Source organism: Novosphingobium sp. 1529 (assembly GCF_040544855.1).
In the GTDB taxonomy this organism is placed as follows: domain Bacteria; phylum Pseudomonadota; class Alphaproteobacteria; order Sphingomonadales; family Sphingomonadaceae; genus Novosphingobium; species Novosphingobium capsulatum.
Map to the genome: position 1 here is coordinate 20120 of NZ_JBEPKW010000001.1, position 17744 is coordinate 37863.

Below are 17744 nucleotides of genomic sequence, written 5' to 3' on the forward strand. Positions count from 1 at the left end.
GGTCGATCTCAGCGACTCCGTTTCCCAGGCGAAGCACAACGCGCCAGCCCGCCGCAGGAACCCCGCGACCTGGTCCGGCCTTTATGGCCGGGGGAAGCTGGATGCTCAGCGCTCCGCCCTCAGTTGCTTAGGATAATAGGGTTGGTCGCGATTAGGCAATACCCGAACCGGATGCGCGGCGCGCCAGCGTTTGAGCTCGACGCGGCCGGCGTCGGTCAGTCGGTGACGGGCATTGGTCAACCCAAGGCTATGAGCAAGGCGCAGCAAGCGTTCGGCCTCGGCAATGCTGACGCGCAGCACTTCGGCGATATTGCCGGCCTCATAGACGCGCCGGGCGAGCAGATCGATGGTCTGGCTGAGCCGGGCGGCACCGGCGCTCCCAACCATTGGTTCGCGCGGCGGGTCGGGCCGCATTGTAAACAGCCGCAGCAGGTCGTTAGGCACCCCCTTATATGCGAACAGGTAGTTCCAACCGGTCGCGACCTTCCACAGGATATAAGGCAGGTTGTTGGGCGCGGTGTGCTCGAAAGCGATCAGCGCGCGACTGTCGCGAAAGCCCAAGGCCCAGTTCTTGTTACGGCGCCCCGCCGAAGCTCGGCACAGCACCTCCACTTCGGCGCGTTGCTCGGGCGTCCACCCGGCGCCTTCGAAGGTCGGGCAGGCGCGAAGAATATGGACCTTATCGTCTCCGAAGCGCCGGCGCAGTAGGCGCGCCGCCTTGTCTGTGGCGGCATAAGCCAGGATATGAAATTCGATCAGATGGTAAGAGGTCCAGCTGCGGATCGTCTTGTGACGCCGGAGCGCCTTATGAAACTTGATCAGCTGGCTGCCCGATCCGCTGAAATCGTCGAGTAGCAGGATCGTGCGGACCTTGTGCTCGCGCAAACTCTCAAGACCATGGCCACCAAGCAGCCCCGCTGAGCCGCCGCCCTCGCGCAGCACGCCGGTCAGGATGTTGGCGAGCACCGCCTCGCTGCCGGGTAGCCCGGGCTCTAGGAGTTGGTAGCGGCCCGCCCGTCCTTCCGCGTGCGCGGATTCTCCGGGCGATACTTCGCGTGCAGGGAACGCGGCGATTGGCCCAGCTAGGTCCGGTAACAAGGCCAGTGTCGCAGCGATCATCTCGCGGCGCAGATCGGTCTCGCTAATCAATTCGAGCGCATCGATGAGTAAACGCGCGGTATCGCGTCGCGGGACTGCGAAATTCTCAAGCCAAGCCGCAACGCGTGGATGTTCCGAGCGCGGAACAGTCACGCCGCCCAGTCCGGATCATGATAGACCGTCGCATGATCATCGGCGCGCCGCCAGTTAATGCCGAACTCTTCGAGCAAGAACAGGTCTGGGTTGTGGTGCGCCTCGAAGGTCTCGTCACGGAAAGTAATGTGCTGTTGACCAACGGAAGCCGAGGACTCCAAAGCAAGGAAAGATAGTTGCCACATACGAACACCATATCGTCGTCCCCGACGTCTACAATGGGGATGTCGAAGGGTGAACGTCAAACGTCGGCTTCTGACAATAGCTGCAGTCCCACATGTCGCGTGCGAGCGTCGAGAATTCCCCAGGGTCGGGCGAACGCAGCGCAGGACCCGATGGGTTAACGAAAGGCAGGTTGCAGGGAGCAGATACTCACAGCTGAATGTCCGATATGAGAGCGGTTCAAGATGTCGCTCCGAAGCGGTGATAATCCTCTTCATTTCCGCGGCCCGCCGATTGCCCGGTGATCTTGCCCCAGGCGCGCCCGATCGCTTCGGCGAGATGCTGAGGTAGGATTCGATCAGCATCGGGTCGCGAATGCAAAGACATAAAGCTGTTTCCCCGCCGACGATAAGGCTCGGGCGCCGCGAGGGGGGTTTCGACCAGGAAGAGTTGATCGATGGACCGGCACCGATTGTCCCGCATCGCGTCTCCCACAAGGGCCACGATCGAATGCCGATCCAGCCGAAAAGGCGGGGTGATCAGGGCCAGCAGCCCCATCGCCTCTGGCCGACCCAGCGCAGCCTTCGTCGCTTTAAGCTGCGTGTTCGCGGCTTTCGCCTCGGCCAAGACCCTTTTGCCAGCGATCCGCAGCGTGTTCATGGCGATCGCGTACGGTAGATCATGCAACTTCACCGTCACAGTGCCGAATATTACAGGTGCTCCCATATGCGTGTGGCGCGAAAACATCTCTCCAACCGCCTCCGACGTCTCGTCCGATGCCGCCCGATCCGTGGTGAGCGACTTGACCTCGACGATCACATTGTCCGCCGGGGACAGGATATCCGCGATCTTGCCCGTATAGCCGGGCGCCGCATGACTCTCGATCGGCTCGCCGCCCGCGGCGGTGAGCACCGACACCATCAGGTTATGCTGGTTCATCCGGCCTTCGCCTTCTTCCCGCGCGGCTTTCCCCCCGAAAGCTGCGATCGAACAACCCCACGAAAGGACGCTCATCCTTTTCATTCGCACGCCGGAATCGGCGCCCCAATTCGATATAGTCTCCTGCCATGTCCGCGATATAGTCGCCGTCCTGTCCGCATCCAATATTGCCGCGACGCCGGAGGCCCATGAGTAGATTTCTATTGCCGCTCACCGAATATAATCGTGTCTATCAAGTGGTTCATGGCGTCCTGCTGGGCATTCCCGAGGCAAACGCCGAGAAAGCCTGCACCTTCTTCGCGACCTTCGGCGCCTATGTCCTGAACCGAGAATATGGCATCGACGCGCGGGTCGTAGCTGGAGCCTTCAGCTTCGCGATGAGCGACGCCGAGGAGATCGCCTTTTTCGGCAGGATCGAGAAAGACCAGTTGGTCTCGGCGGATGACGCCTTCCACATGTGGGTCCAGACTAAAACTCATGTTTTCGACTTCATGGCCCCCATCTATCGGGAGGCATTCGCCGCCAGGCCCGGCGCGGCCCCGCTGCCACGCAAGATGATGCAGAGGCGCCTAGAGGACGAGGCGCCCAGCCTCGACGCACTGCGCCAGGCCGGCGACTTTCGTTACTATCCCAATCCCGATCTCACCCAGGAGCTGACTGACCATTTCTTCGACCGCCAGCTCAACGCTGACCTGCTTAACGTCGCGACTGCATGGTACGGAAAGCGGCGCGCGCGCCAGGCGCCGACCTTCGCGATGGCCGACGAAAAGGGGACGGTGACGCATCTCGCGCTCGCGAACACGACCGCGAATGGCGCTTGGTAGAGACGGGTGCGCGCCCTTGCCCGGCCCCTTGCGACCCGTGACGGTCCGAGATTGTCCGGCCGAACAATGAGCAGCGAGTGGATGAGATGATCCTGGACGAGACGGAACTTTGCTTCGGAGAGGTCCACTACGAGAAGAGGCTCGTCTTCTTCTTCGATATCCTGGGCTGGAAGAATGAGATCGACACCGCCGGAGAGGATCCACGCCATATCGGCAGGCTCGCGTCAGCGGTCCGGATGTTCAATGCCACTGCGGCACAGGTCGGCGATGCAGGGGCGCGCATAACGACCTTCTCCGACAATGTGGTCTTCAGCAAGCCGTTCGAGCCGGGCGAAGTGCACTGGCTCCTGCAGAGCCTGGCGATCACCCAGCTTGGCCTTGCAGTCCATGGGTTCTGGATGCGCGGCGGCGTCACCATCGGCAACCTCTATCATGACGAGCATATTGTCTTTGGCCCGGCGCTCAACCGCGCCTATCATCTGGAAAGCAAGCTAGCCCAATTCCCTCGGGTCCTGCTCGATCCGCTGGCGATGGAGGCCCCGATCGGCACCGATTTCATTAGCCTGGGCGAAGAACAGTTCCTAGATCCGTTCAGCCCGAGATTCTGGGACCGAATTCAGCGAGAGCTGCCCATCCAGCAGCAAACGCTTGATCGGTTCAACGAGCTCTCCGGAGCAAAAATCCAAAGTCAGCCGGTTATGGTCAGCGGCGGCACGGCTTTGTCGAGCGTCGCGAACCGTCTCAGCATGGAACTGACGAGCACCGAAGATCCCAAGGTCTGGATGAAGCTCGGATGGCTATTCGATCGCGTCGTCCGCGCGTTGGGCGGCCAGGCCAAGGCCGATATGCTTCCCAAGACCCCCGGGTTGATTGCGGCGCTGGCAGTGGCATCCGCCAAATTCGAGGGCATCGCGCCACAAGCCTAGGGACCGGGCCAGCGCGTCTGGCGCCCGACGACCGAGATCTCGGCGAGTGCAGACCGCGGCATCGATTCGGTCAAACGGGAGCGTCAAATCTGCCCTCTTGCCTAACACCGGACACGTAGGAGATGGATCAGAGGGCGCCGATCAGAGAATCCGTAATGCCGATGAACGAAAGACTGCTTTCGGGAGCGGGATTCGCCCCGCGAACGTCCGGTTTGAGGGCGGCAATTCCCTGACTGATGCTCGCCCGCCGTTGGCGGCTCACACCCGAACAACACAATTCGATCGGCAGCCAATAAGGCTGCAACGTCGTACTACCCAGTCTTAAGCCGCGAACTTTAACCTTTTTCGACAGGCTGCTTTCAGGCTATCTTTCTGTCATGGCATTCGGCGTTTTCATCCATCGGTCTGATTCGATCTACGACGACACCCCGGCCGAGCGATACCAGTTTCCGAAACAGTATCTGGAGCGCGCCCGAGCCTGCGTCGGCGACTGGATTATTTACTACGAGCCGAGAAAGGTTACAGGCACGCGAGGCTACTACGCAGTGGCCAAAGTCGAGCGTATCATCGCCGACCCGACAACGTCCGGCATGTACCTCGCTCTGATCTCGCCCGGCAGCTATCTGGATTTCGCAAGCCCTGTTCCGTTTTCTGATGAAAATGGGCCGGTCGAACGCGGTCTGCTCAACGAGGTTGGAGCCATTTCCGGGCGAGCTCAAGCCGCCGTTCGAGGCGTGTCTTCCAGCGACTTCAATCGTATCGTGGCAGCCGGACTGGCTGATGAGAAGCCGCTGCTGCCACGGACAGATTTCCTAATCGACGAACAGATTGTTCGTGAAGAGTCAGCCCCCTTTGTTTTCGATGAGGCGAGGGAACGCGTTTCCGCTATCGTTTCCCGCGTAGTGCGCGATCGCGTGTTTCGCCGAATTGTGTTGCGAGCCTATGATGAACGCTGTGCCGTCACCGGGCTAAAGCTCATCAACGGTGGCGGGCGGGCCGAAGTTGAGGCCGCTCACATCCGCCCCGTGGAAGCTAGTGGGCCTGACATTGTGAGCAACGGCTTGGCCCTTTCCGGCACCGCACATTGGATGTTCGACCGAGGTCTGATCGGACTGGACGACGACATGCGCATCATGATTTCGCGGCAGGCCAATGATCCTGACAGCATCCGATCGGTCATCAATGCCACTGGCCGAATCTTGCTGCCACAGCGCGAAGCTGATCGCCCGCATCCGCAATTTGTCAGGTGGCACCGGGAGCAGCGCTTCAAGCTCTGAAGCTGCTGCTGCATTTTTCTGGGCGGCAGTCGTACCGAATTTGTTCCCCTGCTCCGGTGCCAATCGGCGACGGAATGAGGCGCGAAGATATGGTCTGCGACTCAGCCGAATCGGGCATTGGATTCCCAGCTCGTGAGAACCGAACCGGGTCACATTTTCCTTGACAGGGGCACGGGTGATGGACCGATTTCCGAATCACACAACATACTGAAATCATAACAAATTGTTAGTTTACCAATTGGATTCCCGCTACCGCGCCATCTGTGCAGCAGGCCGATGCCTCAGGCCGCCAGGGCTTGCGGGTCGATTACCAGGCGGTTGCGGCCGTCGCGCTTGGCGGCGTAGAGTGCGGCGTCGGCGGCCTTGAGCAGGGCCACGCCTTCGCGGTCCATGCCCGGCGCCCAAGTGGCGAGGCCGAACGACATGGTGACCGAACCGAGGGCGCGTTCGCCTTGGCGCACGGTCAGCAGGCTGATCGCCTGGCGTACTTCTTCCGCCCTGGCGGACAGCACGTTGGCGTCCGTCGCTGGCGCGATCACCACGAACTCCTCGCCGCCAAAGCGGCAGACCACATCGCCATCGCGGAAGCGGCGGCGCAGTTCGGCCGCGACCGTCTGCAGTACCTGGTCACCGGCATCGTGGCCGAATTCGTCGTTGAAGCGCTTGAAGTGGTCGATATCGCACATCACCACGGTCAGCGGCGCGCCCGAGCGGGAGGCACGGGCCATTTCCAGGGCCAGCGTTTCTTCTAGATAGCGGCGGTTGAACAGCCCGGTCAGCGGATCGCGGATGGTCTGCTCGCGCAAGCCGCGCTGCAGGCGGTGGTTGACCAGGGCCGAAGCGATATTCTCGCTCAACACTGCCAGGCGAAAGCGGCTTTCGGTGCCGATCGTGCCCTTGAGATAGAGCACCCCGATCACCTCGCCACCGGCCAGGAGCGGTTCGCAGTGGTAGTGATCGGCCCCGGCGCCGACATGCGGGCACACGATGTCAGAGCCGGGCTCGTCCACATAATGGCTTTGCCCGCGCCTCAGCGCCCAGCATTCTTCGGGGGCAAAGCCGGCCTGTTCCGATTCCAGCCCGCCCCAGGTGGCCGTGGGCACCAGCAGGTTGCGCGAATTGTTGTGCACGAACAGCGCGCCGGGAATCTGCGGCAGCACGCGTGGCACGAACACGCGGATGATCGCGGCGAGTTCATCGTCGGTGCGCGCGGCCTGCATGCGATGCGCCATGCCGCCCAGGATCTCGATCACCTCGCCCCGTTCGCGCAGGGTATCGGCATTGTGGCTGAGCGCGGCATTGGCCGCCTGAAGGTTTTCGGCCGCCTCGGCCTGGTTGGCCACGGCGCGTTGCAGTTCATCGGCCATGGCGTTGTAGCCACTAGCCAGCCGCTCGAACTCGCGCGAGCCCATTTCGCCCGAAATGCGCGCGTGGCGCTGCCCGGCGCCAAGATCGCCCATCACCGCCAGCATCGCCCCCACCGGGCGGCGGATGCGCAGGATCAGCGAGCGCGCCACCAGCGCCAGCATCAGCAGTGTCAACGGCGTGCCGAGAATGACCAGCCAGCGCGTGACCCGCAGCAATTGCTCCACCGCTGCCATGCGATCGGCCGCCAGCGCCCGCTCGTCGAGCAGCAGGTCGTTCACCTTGGCATCGACCAATTGCATCAGTTCCAGCCCGCGCCCGGCCGCTGTCGCCTCGCGCGCCTGGTCGAACGCGCCGCGGCGCGCCAGGTTGGCGGTCGCCTCCAGCGTATCGGCGCGGCCATTGACCAGCACCTGCAACTGGCGCGCCCGCTCGTTCTGTTCGCCGTTGTCGGTCGTCAGGGTGACCAGTTCCGCACTGTCGCGCCGTGCCGCCGCCAAGGCCGGGCCAACCGCGCGGGCGAAATCTGGGTTGTGCGTCAAGGTAAAGCCGCGCTGGCCGGATTCGGCCACGCGTAGGCTGCCGAGCGCATGGTTGGCCGTGCGCAGCACGCGCGACGAGTGATCGAGCCAGCCGAGGTTGTTGTGCATCTGCACCGTCACGGCCAGCAGGGCGCCAGCCAGAATCATGATCAGCCCGGCCAGCGCCGCACACAGCAAAAGGATACGATGAGACAGCGATCCGACCAAGGCAACCCAACCTGTTTTGACCCGAAGGCGTGGTGTAACAGACGAGCCGCTAAAGAGAAATCGACCTCGGCAATGTTACTTTTGACACACGCTGCAAAAAAACGTCGATCGGCCGCCCTGCACCACGCGCGCCACTGGCCGGCCGCAGGCGCATGGATCGCCCTCGCGGCCATAGACGAGGAAATCCTTGGCGAAATATCCCAGCTCGCCATCGGGCCGGGCATAATCGCGCAGGGTCGAGCCGCCCGCCGCGATCGATTCTTCGAGCACGGCGCGGATTTCCGGCACCAGCCGCTTGAGCGCGGGCAGCGAGACCGTGCCAGCCTCGCGCTCGGGATGGATGCGCGCGCGGTGCAGCGCCTCGCACACATAGATGTTGCCGAGCCCGGCGACGATCCGCTGGTCGAGCAGCATGAGCTTGATCGCGGCAATGCGGCCGACAAAGGCGCGGGCCAAGTGCTGCGCGGTCAACCCCGACCCCAGTGGTTCGGGCCCCAGCGCGGCGAACGGCGCCCAGGCATCGAGCGCGTCGTCGTCCACCAGGTCAACCGAGCCGAAACGCCGCGCATCGTTGAGCGCGAGGACATGCCCGTTGCCGGTTTCCAGCACCAGGTGATCGTGCTTGCCGATCTCGTCAGGGTCGATTCGCCAGCGCCCCGACATGCCGAGGTGAAACACCATGGTGCGTGCGCGGTCGGTGTGGATCAGGCCATATTTGGCGCGGCGCGACAGCCCGCTGACCCGCGCGCCGGTCAACGCCTGTGCCAGGTCTGGCGGAAACGGACGGCGCAGATCGGCGCGGCGCACGGATACGCGGGAAATCGTCTCGCCGGCAAGAATGCTCGCCAGCCCGCGAACGGTGGTTTCAACCTCTGGTAGTTCGGGCATCGTGCGCTCCTGCTATCATGCTTTGCGCCTGCGGCAATTCCCCTTTAAAGGCCCTGAACCATGACCAGCCCGGATAGCGTGTCCTTCGGTTACGAGGACGTCACCCCTGAGGAAAAGACCGCCCGCGTCGGTGCGGTGTTTTCCAGCGTCGCCAAAAAGTACGACGTGATGAACGATGCCATGTCGGTCGGCATGCACCGCGTGTGGAAGGACCGCTTCGTCGCCCGCGTGAAACCGCGCGAGGGCGAGCAGATTCTCGACATGGCCGGCGGCACGGGCGACATCGCCTTTCGCATGGCGCGCGAGGGCGCCGCGATCACGGTTTCCGACATCAACCAGGACATGCTCGACGTGGGCATCGAGCGGGCGATGGAGCGCGGCATCGACGGCCTGGTATGGTCGCGCCAGAATGCCGAGGAACTCTCGTTCGGGGATCGCTTCTTCGATGCCTATACGATCGCGTTCGGCATCCGCAACGTGACCCGCATCGACCAGGCCCTGGCCGAGGCGCACCGCGTGCTCAAGTTCGGCGGGCGGTTCTTCTGCCTGGAATTTTCCACCACGCAGTGGCCCGGCTTTGCCGAAGTCTATGACGCCTATTCGCACAAGCTGGTGCCCAAGATCGGCCAGGCCATTGCCGGCGATGCCGAATCCTATCGCTATCTGATCGAATCGATCCGTCGCTTTCCCAAGATGGACGAATTCGAAGGCATGATCAAAGCCGCCGGGTTCCGCCACACCAAGGTGGAACCGATCCTTGGTGGCCTGGTGGCGATCCACTCTGGCTGGAAAGTCTAAGCGAGCGCCTTTGCCGTGACCCGTCCTGCCACCCACATCCGCCGCCTGCTGGGCTGGGGCCGCATCCTGGCGCGCCACGGCGCATTGCGCCTGCTGGAAGAAAGCCCCAACACGCCGGCGCCGGTACGCCGGCTGTGCCGCATCGCCCGGTTCGGCACGCGCCAGCCGGTAGTGCCCGATTATGCCGGTGCCTTTCGCGCGATCGGCCCGGCGGCGATCAAGCTGGGGCAGACGCTGGCCACCCGGCCCGACCTGGTGGGCGAGGAAGCGGCGCGCAATCTGCTCGCCCTGCAGGACAAGCTGCCCCCGGTCGATTTCGCGCTGATCCGGCGCGAGATCGAAACGAGTTTCGAACGCCCGCTAGAAAGCCTGTTTTCGCGCTTTGACGAAGAACCCGTCGGCGCCGCCTCGATCGCGCAGGTCCACCAGGCGTGGACGGTCGACGGGCGCAAGGTGGCGGTCAAGGTGCTGCGCCCCGGCGTGCGCGAAAAGCTGGCCCGCGATATCGAGACCTATGAATGGGCCGCCGCGCACCTGGAGGCGCTGGGTGGCGAGGCCGGGCGCCTGCGCCCGCGCCTGATCATCGCCAATTTCAAGCGCTGGACCGCGCGCGAGGTGGACTTGCGCCGCGAGGCGGCCAGCGCGTCGGAACTGGCCGATGCGATGCACGCCTTTCCCGGCTATCGCGTGCCCGGCATCGATTGGGACCGCACCAATGGCCGCGTGATGACGCTGGACTGGATCGATGGCGTCAAGATCAGCAATCTCGACGCGATCGATGCCGCCGGCCACGATCGCAAGGAAATGGCCAGCCGCCTGGTCCTGGCCTTCCTGACCCAGGCGATCAGCGGCGGCTATTTCCATGCCGACATGCACCAGGGCAACCTGTTCGTGGAGGCCGATGGCACGATCACCGCGATCGACTTCGGCATCATGGGCCGGATCGATCGCCAGGCGCGGCAGTGGCTGGCCGAAATTCTCTATGGCCTGACCACGGGCGACTACAAGCGCGTGGCCGAAATCCATTTCGAAGCGCAATACGTGCCGAGCTATCACTCGGTGGACGAGTTTGCCACGGCGCTGCGGGCGGTGGGCGAGCCGATGCGCGGCCGCCCGGTGAAAGACCTTTCGGTCGGCCAGATGCTCGACGGGCTGTTTGCCATCACCCGCGATTTCGACATGCAGACCCAGCCGCACCTGCTGCTGCTGCAAAAGACCATGGTCATGGTCGAAGGGATCGCGCAGCAGCTCGACCCCGATATCAACATGTGGGAAACGGCAGCGCCGTTCGTGCGCAACTGGATACGCGACGAACTGGGGCCGGAAGCCGCGATTGCCCAGCGCGTGCAGGACGATGCCGCCACGCTGCTGCGCGTGCCGGCGCTGATCCGCCGGATCGAGGAACGCTTCCCGCCCAAGGGCGGTGCGCCCGAAGCCCCGCCGCTTCCGCACGTGGACCTGATGTGGGAACGCAAACGCCGCGATGGCCAAGCGCAGGGCGGATCAGGCGGCTGGGCCGGGTTGGTCCTGGCCGCAGCCCTCGGTGCAGCGGCAGTGCTGGGGCTTCAGGCCTGGCACCATCCGCATCCGCCCCATCCGCAAGATATGCCGCCGCCACCGCCGGCCGATGATTGGCATCGCCATCCGTGAACGCGGCTGCCGGTCCTGCACCGCGCCCGGCACCGTTGCCCGGGCTGCGGCTGGCCAAGCGCCATTTCAACGCGCTTGACCTGTCACGCGTCATTGCCGCGTTCTTCGTGCTGTTCTGGCATTACCAGCATTTCTTCGTGCCGCCGGTCGGCTATGGCTTTCACGTCAACCGCGCCGCGATGATCCCGCTCTATCACCCGCTGCGCTGGCTGTTCGATTATGGCCACATGGCGGTGCAGTATTTCTGGGCGGTCTCGGGCTTTGTCTTTGCCCATGTCTATTTTGCCGACAGCACGGCGATGCAGCGGTTCTGGCTGGCCCGCGTGGCGCGCCTGTGGCCACTGCACCTCTTGACGCTGGTGCTCGTGGCCGGGTTGCAGGCGCTTTATACCCACATCAACGGCACGGCGTTCATCTATCACGAGCAGGACTGGAAGCATTTCCTGCTTTCCATCCCCTTGGCGCACTATTGGGGCTGGCAGCACAACCAGTCGTTCAACGGCCCAAGCTGGTCGCTTTCCACCGAGATCCTCGCCTATGCGGCGTTCTGGGTGCTGTTGCCGGCGATGCGCCGCGCGCCTTTGCTGGTGTCCTTGCCAGTGGCCGTGATCGTCCTGCGCCTGTTCTTCCTGGGCTGGCCCGACGAGCCGGTGCTGACCTGCATCGGCTATTTCTTCATGGGCGTGGCGGTCTATGCCGCCGCGCTCAGGGGCTGGCTGCCGGTGCCGGTGCTGCTGGGCAGCGCAGTGGCCTGCGTTGCCGCCGCCTGGATCGCCACCACCCGCTACCACGCCGAAGACGCCACGATCCTGGCCGGAACCTTTGCCGTGCTGTTTGCCACGCTGGCGATCGACCTGGCCGACAAGCGCGACCTGCTCGCCTTTGGCCGGCAGTGGGGCGAGGCGTCCTATGGCATCTACCTGTGGCATTTCCCGATGCAGGTGGCGCTGGTGCTGCTGATCGATGCCACGCTGGGTAGCCGCGCCATCGCGCAGCAACCTGCATTCCTGATCTTCTTCCTGGTGGCGTCCGTGGCGGCCGGCTTTGCCTCGCACCGCTGGATCGAACGCCCGGCGCAAAAGGCGGTGCTGCGCTGGGCGGGGCGATGGAGTGGCAAGGCGGCTCGGGCGTAGCGCTGGCGGGCTTCGACAAGCTCAGCCCGAAAGGGGATCGGAGCCAGTTCCTTGCACTCCGGCTCCGTTCGCCCTGAGCGTGTCAAAGCGCAAAAAGCGCCCTACCCTGCCAATTCCCCCACGCGATGGTGCGGCAGGATGCGCCATGCGGCACCCAGCACGATCACGTGCAAGGCTTCCACCGCCATCGGCTGGGCCCATCCAGGATAGGCGCCAACCAGCGCCAGATCGAGCGCCCGGCCAATCAGCGCGACGCCAAACAGCAGGCCCGGCACCAGCAGCAGGTCGCCGTTGCGGCGCCAGGCGCCAACCATCATGCACAGCGCCGCCACGCCGAAAAATGCGGTGAAATCGGCGCGGATCGTGGCCCAGCCGGCCGGAACCGCCGCGCTCACACCCAGGATGGCCGCACCGGCGTGGGGCGTGAACAGGAACGAAGCGGCCATGAAGACATCGAACAGGCCGAGCAGGAATACCAGCGCCGTCAGGGCAAAGCGGATCGGCATCGCGGTTCAGGCCAGGTTGGCGCGGTGCGGCGCGGGGGCAGGTGCAGGCACCGCGTCTTCCTCAGCCTGGCGGAATGCGTGCCGCGCGCCCAGCAGCAGGGCAATATGCGCCACGTCCAGCACCATCGGCAGCAGCCAGTTGGCATAGGTGCCGAAGGCGACGAGATTGACCAGCCGTTCGGCCAGGGCGCCGATGAAGATGAACGTGGGTACCAGCAGCAGATCGCCGTTGCGCCAAAGTGCGCCGGCGATCATCGCCACGGCGGCCACGCTGAAAAACGAGGTGCAATGCGCGCGGATGATCGAAAGACCATGCGCCGCGCGCGCCAGTTCGGCGCCATCATGCGGCGTCAGCAGCGAAGAGCCGACAATGATCAGATCCACCAGCCCGGCCAGCAGCACGAGCGCGGTCAGCACCACACGCATCGAGTCTCTCCAACGCCCTGTTCTATTTGTCGCAAGTCTGACAAACTTTCGGACGGCTTGCAAAGAAAATGAACGACGCAAATCCGCCGTTTTCGCCCCATCCTGGCGCAAAACCTTGCGCCTGCCGCGGCAAGGCGGCACAAGCCGCGTCATGCCATCCACGCGTATCCTGCTGATCGTCGGAGGCGGCATTGCCGCCTACAAGGCCTGCGAACTCGTCCGCCTGATCCGCAAGGGCGGGGGCGATGTCACCTGCGTCTTGACCGAGGGCGGCGCCCATTTCGTGACGGCGATGACGCTGGCCGCGCTCAGCGAAAATCCCGTGCACACCACGCTGTGGGATCTGAAGAACGAAGTGGAAATGGGCCATATCCAGCTGTCGCGCCAGGCAGACCTGGTGGTGGTGTGCCCGGCCACGGCCGATCTGCTGGCGCGCATGGCCGCCGGCATTGCCGACGATCTTGCCACCACGCTGCTACTGGCGACCGACAAGCCGGTACTGGCCGTGCCGGCGATGAACGTGCGCATGTGGCAACATGCCGCCACCGTGCGCAATGTCGCCACCTTGCGCGCATCGGGCGTGACCGTGCTGGAACCCGATGTCGGCGCGATGGCCTGTGGCGAATTCGGCCCCGGCCGCCTGCCCGAACCCGAGGCGATCTGGGCGGCGATCCAGGCACAGCTGGAAGGCCATGCCAACCCGTTCGCTGCGCCAACGCCCCTGCCCATGCCCACCCCTGGCCCACTCGCCGGGCGCCATGTGCTGGTGACGGCCGGCCCTACCCACGAACCGATCGATCCGGTGCGCTATATCGCCAACCGATCGAGCGGGCGGCAGGGCTTTGCCATCGCCGCCGCCGCCGCACAGGCCGGCGCGCGCGTGACGCTGGTGGCCGGGCCGGTCACGCTGCCGACGCCGCCCGGCGTTGATCGTGTGGACGTAGAAACCGCGCGCGAGATGGCCGCGGCGGTCAACGCAGCCCTTCCTGCAGACGTGGCGGTGATGGTGGCGGCCGTGGCCGATTGGCGCACCGCCGATGCCCCCGCGCACAAGCTCAAGAAGGATGGCAGTGGCACCCCGCCGCCGCTCGCCCTGGTAGAAAATCCCGATATTCTGGCCACGCTGTGCCGCGATCCGCGCCGCCCTGCGCTGGTGGTCGGCTTTGCCGCCGAAACCAACGATGTCATCGCCCACGCCGTGGCCAAGCGCGCGCGCAAGGGGGCAGACTGGATCGTGGCCAACGACGTTTCGGGCGACGTCATGGGCGGGATGGCCAACACCGTCCACATCATCGATGCCGAGGGCGTGGACAGCCTCCCCGAAATGCCCAAGGACGCCGTGGCCCAGGCCATCGTCGCCCGCATCGCCCACACACTTGCCAACGGAACCCCCGCATGACCGTCTCATCGCATTCCAGCCCGGTCCCCATCATGTTCAAGCGCCTGCCGCATGGCGAGGGGCTGCCCCTGCCCGCCTATGCCACCGATGGTGCTGCCGGGATGGACGTGGTTGCGGCCGAGGATCTGGACCTGGCGCCGGGCGCCCGCCATGCCGTGGCCACGGGCCTGGCCCTGGCGATCCCGTACGGGTTTGAAATCCAGGTGCGGCCGCGTTCTGGCCTGGCGCTCAAGCACGGCATTTCCGTGCCCAATGCCCCCGGCACGATCGACAGCGACTATCGCGGCGAACTCAAGATTATCCTGATCAACCACGGCAGCGAAAGCTTTTCGATCCAGCGCGGCGATCGCGTGGCGCAACTGGTGCTGGCGCCGGTGGTGTGTGGCACCTGGCTCGAGGTGGGCGAACTGGATGACACCGCGCGCGGGGCTGGTGGCTTTGGCTCGACCGGTGGCGTTGTGGCCCTGGGCAATTGAGCGCGCGCATGAACCTGCCCGATTTCCGCCTGGAGGCCTATTTCTCGCACTGGGAATTTGCCGCCCGCCACCACCTGACCGCGTCCGACGCGCAGAGCATGACCGTGCGCGAACTGCTGGCGCTGGCCGATCCGGCCGATGCCGCCGCCTTCGACGCGCAATGGCTGGGCTATACCCAGACGTTCGGCGCGCCGGTGCTGCGCGCGGAAATCGCCCGCACCTATGATGCCATGGCGGCCGACAACGTGCTGTGCTTTGCCGGCGCGGAGGAAGGCATCTATGTCGCCAACCACGTGCTCTTGGGGGCAGACGATCACGCCATCGTCATCACGCCCAATTACCAGGCCGCCGAAACCGTGCCGCTCTCGCTTTGCGCCGTCACGGGGGTGCCGCTCGATCCCGACCAGGGCTGGCGGCTCGATCTCGATCGCGTGGCCGCCGCCATCCGCCCCAATACGCGGCTGGTGTCGATCAATTTCCCGCACAATCCCACCGGCTGCATCCCCGATCGCGCCACGCTCGATGGGCTGGTGGCGCTGTGCCGCCGCCATGGCATCTGGATCTTCAGTGACGAGGTCTATCGCCTGCTCGGCCCCGACCCGGCGCGGCACCTGCCGCAAGTGGCCGATATCTATGAGCGCGGCCTGTCGCTCAATGTGCTGTCCAAGGCCTATGGCCTGCCCGGCCTGCGCATCGGCTGGATCGCCTGCCAGGATCAGGAACTGCTCTCACGCATGGAGCGGATGAAGCACTACCTGTCGATCTGCAACTCTGCGCCGAGCGAAGCGCTGGGCATCATCGCCCTGCGTGCAGGCGAGCGCATCGTTGGGCGCAACAACGCCCTGGTGCGCGCCAACCTTGCACTGCTCGATGCATTCTTTGCCGATTATCCGCACTTGTTCGAATGGACGCGATCGGATGGCGGCTGCGTGGGCTATCCGCGCTGGCGCGGACCGGGTACGGTGGACGCGTTCTGCGAAGACCTGGTGACCCAGGCCGGCGTGCTGTTGCTGCCTTCGGGCATCTATCATTCCGAACTGGGCCCTGTCCCCACTGACCGGTTCCGTATCGGCTTTGGCCGGGCCGACGTGCCCGACAGCATCGCGGCCTTCCGCGCCTATCTCGAAAAGCGGAAGCTCTGATCAAGCCGGCTGTTTTCCTGTAACAATCTGCGCTAACCTGCCTGTGGGGAACGGGTGGGCAGGTAATTTAGCGGGCATGTTCGATGCGGGGTTGATCGGGGATATCTATGAAGCGGCGGCCGTGCCCGAACGCTGGCTGGCGGTATTGCAGTCCTTGGCCGAGCGATTGGGCGCACAAGGCAGCAACCTGATCCGCATCGGCCCGCAAGGCATGGCGATCACCTCCACCGATGGCGTGCGCGCCATGACCGAGGCGTTCATGGAGCAGGGCTTCAACGCCCACAACACGCGCGTGGGCCGCCTGATGGAACGCGGCGCGCATCCCGGCTTCCTGACCGACAGCGACCTGCACACCTCGCAAGAACTGGCGACGCTGCCAATCTATGCGCAATTCCTCACGCCGCACCGTGCCGACGCCGGCGCGGCAACGCTGGTTCAGGGCGCGGGGGACGATGGCCTGATCCTGGCAGTGGAAGGCTTTTCCAGCCATGCCGCCTCGCGCACGGCGGCGCGGCAGCTCGACAGTCTGCGGCCGCACCTCGCCCGCGCCCTGGCGCTGAGCGCACAATTGCGGATGCAGCGCCTGTCGGCCGCAGTCGGTGCGCTGGAATTGGTGAGCGTGGCAGCGGCGGTGATCGATCCGGTTGGCCGGATCGAGGCGATGAACGCCCTTTTCACCCAGGCGATGGACCACCTGCTGACCCAGCGCGCCGGCGCCCTGCGCGCCCTGCACCCTGCCTGCGACAGCCAATTGCGCGCCGCGATCGTGGGATTGCAAGCCGGCAGCGGCAACCCCGGCGGTGCCTCGCTGCCCTTGCGCGACGCGGCCGGCCTGGCCCGCCATGCGCTGCACCTCGTGCCGCTGCGCGGGGCTGGCCACGATGCCTTTGACAGCGCCGGCGCGGTGATCATCCTGGCCAGCGCCGGCAATCCCAGCGTGCCGGGCGCCGACCTGATCCGCGCGCTGTTCGACCTGACCCCGGCCGAAGCCCGCGTCGCCCGCGCGGTGGCCCAGGGCCTGTCCCCCACCGATATCGCCCAGCGCCACGCCGCCTCGCCCGCCACCGTGCGCACCCAGCTCAAGCACGTCTTCGCCAAGACCGGCGTGACCCGCCAGAGCGAACTGGCCGTCCTGCTCGCCTCGCTGCGCAGCCCGGCCGATGCGGACGGGGCATGCTGACCCGCGCCTAAACCCGCAAACAAAAAGGGCCGGCCCGAAGGCCAGCCCTTGATGCGTTCTTTGCCGAAGCGTGCCTGGCGGTTCGAGAACCGCCAGTCGAAGCGCGATCAGCGCTTCGAGAACTGGAAGCTGCGGCGTGCCTTGGCGCGGCCATACTTCTTGCGCTCCACCACGCGGCTGTCGCGGGTGAGGAAGCCGGCGGCCTTCACGGCGCCGCGCAGCGCGGGTTCGAACTTCGAGAGAGCCTGGGCGATGCCGTGCTTCACGGCGCCAGCCTGGCCCGACAGACCGCCGCCCTTGACGGTGGCGATGATGTCGTACTGGCCTTCGCGGTCAGAAACCTGGAACGGCTGGTTGATCACCAGGCGCAGGGTCGGACGGGCGAAGTACACTTCCTGGTCGCGGCCGTTGACCACGATCTTGCCGCTGCCGGGCTTGAGCCACACGCGGGCCACGGCATCCTTGCGGCGGCCGGTGGCATAGGAGCGACCGAAAGCGTCGACTTCGCGATCGCGCAGCGGGGCGGTGGGAGCAGCGGGAGCAACCGGCGCGTCGCCTTCGGCGGCGGGCGCTTCGGCAGCAGCAGGAGCGGGAGCGGCAGACGTCAGGTTCTTGAGGTCGGCCAGGCTCGAGACGGTGTCGTTATCGGCCAT

Annotated in this window: 18 protein-coding genes; 10 read left to right on the plus strand and 8 right to left on the minus strand. The window is 65.0% G+C overall.

Going from position 1 to position 17744, the window contains the following annotated elements; translation table 11 throughout:
- Positions 1–105 precede the first annotated feature (105 nt).
- The 3 genes from ABIC78_RS00085 to ABIC78_RS00095 form a co-directional block, all read right to left on the minus strand.
- Complete coding sequence (locus tag ABIC78_RS00085) at positions 106–1251, minus strand: phosphoribosyltransferase-like protein (RefSeq protein WP_354487109.1); 1146 nt, start codon at positions 1249–1251, stop codon at positions 106–108.
- Positions 1248–1436 carry a hypothetical protein gene (locus ABIC78_RS00090; protein ID WP_354487111.1) on the minus strand — a complete coding sequence of 63 codons (189 nt, stop codon included), beginning with the start codon at positions 1434–1436 and terminating at the stop codon, positions 1248–1250. Before ABIC78_RS00090 ends, ABIC78_RS00085 begins: the two co-directional genes overlap by 4 nt.
- A gap of 217 nt (positions 1437–1653) precedes the next feature.
- Positions 1654–2427, minus strand: a complete 774-nt coding sequence (locus ABIC78_RS00095; RefSeq protein ID WP_354487113.1) for a hypothetical protein — start codon at positions 2425–2427, stop codon at positions 1654–1656.
- 128 nt (positions 2428–2555) lie between these two features.
- On the opposite strand from ABIC78_RS00095, the gene ABIC78_RS00100 reads away from it, so the two are divergent.
- The 3 genes from ABIC78_RS00100 to ABIC78_RS00110 all read left to right on the plus strand — a co-directional run bounded on the left by ABIC78_RS00100 (position 2556) and on the right by ABIC78_RS00110 (position 5379).
- On the plus strand, positions 2556–3176 hold the full coding sequence (locus tag ABIC78_RS00100) for a DUF2026 family protein (RefSeq protein ID WP_354487115.1): 621 nt from the start codon (positions 2556–2558) through the stop codon (positions 3174–3176).
- 77 nt (positions 3177–3253) lie between these two features.
- Positions 3254–4102 carry a hypothetical protein gene (locus tag ABIC78_RS00105; protein WP_354487117.1) on the plus strand — a complete coding sequence of 283 codons (849 nt, stop codon included), beginning with the start codon at positions 3254–3256 and terminating at the stop codon, positions 4100–4102.
- Between the two features lie 377 nt (positions 4103–4479).
- Positions 4480–5379 (plus strand): HNH endonuclease, encoded by a 900-nt coding sequence (locus tag ABIC78_RS00110; protein WP_354487119.1) that lies wholly within the window; start codon positions 4480–4482, stop codon positions 5377–5379.
- Between the two features lie 281 nt (positions 5380–5660).
- On the opposite strand, the gene ABIC78_RS00115 is transcribed toward ABIC78_RS00110, so the two are convergent.
- Positions 5661–7433 (minus strand): diguanylate cyclase, encoded by a 1773-nt coding sequence (locus ABIC78_RS00115; RefSeq protein WP_354487121.1) that lies wholly within the window; start codon positions 7431–7433, stop codon positions 5661–5663.
- A gap of 135 nt (positions 7434–7568) precedes the next feature.
- Positions 7569–8381, minus strand: coding sequence for a bifunctional DNA-formamidopyrimidine glycosylase/DNA-(apurinic or apyrimidinic site) lyase (gene mutM / locus ABIC78_RS00120; protein WP_354487123.1), 813 nt, complete (start codon positions 8379–8381; stop codon positions 7569–7571).
- A 60-nt stretch (positions 8382–8441) separates the two neighbouring features.
- Here mutM and ABIC78_RS00125 point away from each other — a divergent pair, with 60 nt between their 5' ends.
- From ABIC78_RS00125 to ABIC78_RS00135, 3 genes are read left to right on the plus strand one after another with little or no spacing between them, the layout of a single operon-like run.
- Positions 8442–9179, plus strand: coding sequence for a class I SAM-dependent methyltransferase (locus tag ABIC78_RS00125; RefSeq protein ID WP_354487125.1), 738 nt, complete (start codon positions 8442–8444; stop codon positions 9177–9179).
- 15 nt (positions 9180–9194) lie between these two features.
- Positions 9195–10829 carry a 2-polyprenylphenol 6-hydroxylase gene (gene ubiB, locus ABIC78_RS00130; protein WP_084390759.1) on the plus strand — a complete coding sequence of 545 codons (1635 nt, stop codon included), beginning with the start codon at positions 9195–9197 and terminating at the stop codon, positions 10827–10829.
- Positions 10826–11962 carry an acyltransferase family protein gene (locus tag ABIC78_RS00135; protein WP_354487127.1) on the plus strand — a complete coding sequence of 379 codons (1137 nt, stop codon included), beginning with the start codon at positions 10826–10828 and terminating at the stop codon, positions 11960–11962. Before ubiB ends, ABIC78_RS00135 begins: the two co-directional genes overlap by 4 nt.
- A 101-nt stretch (positions 11963–12063) precedes the next feature.
- Here ABIC78_RS00135 and ABIC78_RS00140 read toward each other — a convergent pair whose 3' ends face one another.
- Complete coding sequence (locus tag ABIC78_RS00140; RefSeq protein ID WP_022674587.1) at positions 12064–12468, minus strand: hypothetical protein; 405 nt, start codon at positions 12466–12468, stop codon at positions 12064–12066.
- A 6-nt stretch (positions 12469–12474) separates the two neighbouring features.
- Positions 12475–12894 (minus strand): hypothetical protein, encoded by a 420-nt coding sequence (locus ABIC78_RS00145; protein WP_062783100.1) that lies wholly within the window; start codon positions 12892–12894, stop codon positions 12475–12477.
- A gap of 151 nt (positions 12895–13045) precedes the next feature.
- Here ABIC78_RS00145 and coaBC point away from each other — a divergent pair, with 151 nt between their 5' ends.
- The 4 genes from coaBC to ABIC78_RS00165 all read left to right on the plus strand — a co-directional run bounded on the left by coaBC (position 13046) and on the right by ABIC78_RS00165 (position 17091).
- Positions 13046–14293, plus strand: a complete 1248-nt coding sequence (coaBC, locus tag ABIC78_RS00150; RefSeq protein ID WP_354487130.1) for a bifunctional phosphopantothenoylcysteine decarboxylase/phosphopantothenate--cysteine ligase CoaBC — start codon at positions 13046–13048, stop codon at positions 14291–14293.
- Positions 14290–14769: a dUTP diphosphatase gene (gene dut / locus ABIC78_RS00155; protein WP_354487132.1), complete on the plus strand. Its 480-nt coding sequence runs from the start codon at positions 14290–14292 to the stop codon at positions 14767–14769. The genes coaBC and dut overlap by 4 nt, the downstream gene beginning before the upstream one ends.
- 8 nt (positions 14770–14777) lie before the next feature.
- Positions 14778–15911 (plus strand): aminotransferase class I/II-fold pyridoxal phosphate-dependent enzyme, encoded by a 1134-nt coding sequence (locus tag ABIC78_RS00160; protein ID WP_354487134.1) that lies wholly within the window; start codon positions 14778–14780, stop codon positions 15909–15911.
- A gap of 76 nt (positions 15912–15987) precedes the next feature.
- On the plus strand, positions 15988–17091 hold the full coding sequence (locus ABIC78_RS00165; protein WP_354487136.1) for a helix-turn-helix transcriptional regulator: 1104 nt from the start codon (positions 15988–15990) through the stop codon (positions 17089–17091).
- A 107-nt stretch (positions 17092–17198) separates the two neighbouring features.
- Here ABIC78_RS00165 and rpsI read toward each other — a convergent pair whose 3' ends face one another.
- Positions 17199–17744, minus strand: coding sequence for a 30S ribosomal protein S9 (gene rpsI / locus ABIC78_RS00170; protein WP_022675320.1), 546 nt, complete (start codon positions 17742–17744; stop codon positions 17199–17201).

Excerpts from the sequence above, each read along its gene's own strand:
- ABIC78_RS00110 (WP_354487119.1), top strand. The coding sequence starts at position 4,480 with ATGGCATTCGGCGTTTTCATCCATCGGTCTGATTCGATCTACGACGAC.
- ABIC78_RS00160 (WP_354487134.1), top strand. The coding sequence starts at position 14,778 with ATGAACCTGCCCGATTTCCGCCTGGAGGCCTATTTCTCGCACTGGGAA.
- ABIC78_RS00125 (WP_354487125.1), top strand. The coding sequence starts at position 8,442 with ATGACCAGCCCGGATAGCGTGTCCTTCGGTTACGAGGACGTCACCCCT.
- ABIC78_RS00095 (WP_354487113.1), bottom strand. The coding sequence starts at position 2,427 with ATGAGCGTCCTTTCGTGGGGTTGTTCGATCGCAGCTTTCGGGGGGAAA.
- ABIC78_RS00115 (WP_354487121.1), bottom strand. The coding sequence starts at position 7,433 with ATGATTCTGGCTGGCGCCCTGCTGGCCGTGACGGTGCAGATGCACAAC.
- coaBC (WP_354487130.1), top strand. The coding sequence starts at position 13,046 with ATGCCATCCACGCGTATCCTGCTGATCGTCGGAGGCGGCATTGCCGCC.
- ABIC78_RS00140 (WP_022674587.1), bottom strand. The coding sequence starts at position 12,468 with ATGCCGATCCGCTTTGCCCTGACGGCGCTGGTATTCCTGCTCGGCCTG.
- mutM (WP_354487123.1), bottom strand. The coding sequence starts at position 8,381 with ATGCCCGAACTACCAGAGGTTGAAACCACCGTTCGCGGGCTGGCGAGC.
- dut (WP_354487132.1), top strand. The coding sequence starts at position 14,290 with ATGACCGTCTCATCGCATTCCAGCCCGGTCCCCATCATGTTCAAGCGC.
- rpsI (WP_022675320.1), bottom strand. The coding sequence starts at position 17,744 with ATGGCCGATAACGACACCGTCTCGAGCCTGGCCGACCTCAAGAACCTG.
- ABIC78_RS00090 (WP_354487111.1), bottom strand. The coding sequence starts at position 1,436 with ATGTGGCAACTATCTTTCCTTGCTTTGGAGTCCTCGGCTTCCGTTGGT.
- ABIC78_RS00145 (WP_062783100.1), bottom strand. The coding sequence starts at position 12,894 with ATGCGTGTGGTGCTGACCGCGCTCGTGCTGCTGGCCGGGCTGGTGGAT.
- ABIC78_RS00165 (WP_354487136.1), top strand. The coding sequence starts at position 15,988 with ATGTTCGATGCGGGGTTGATCGGGGATATCTATGAAGCGGCGGCCGTG.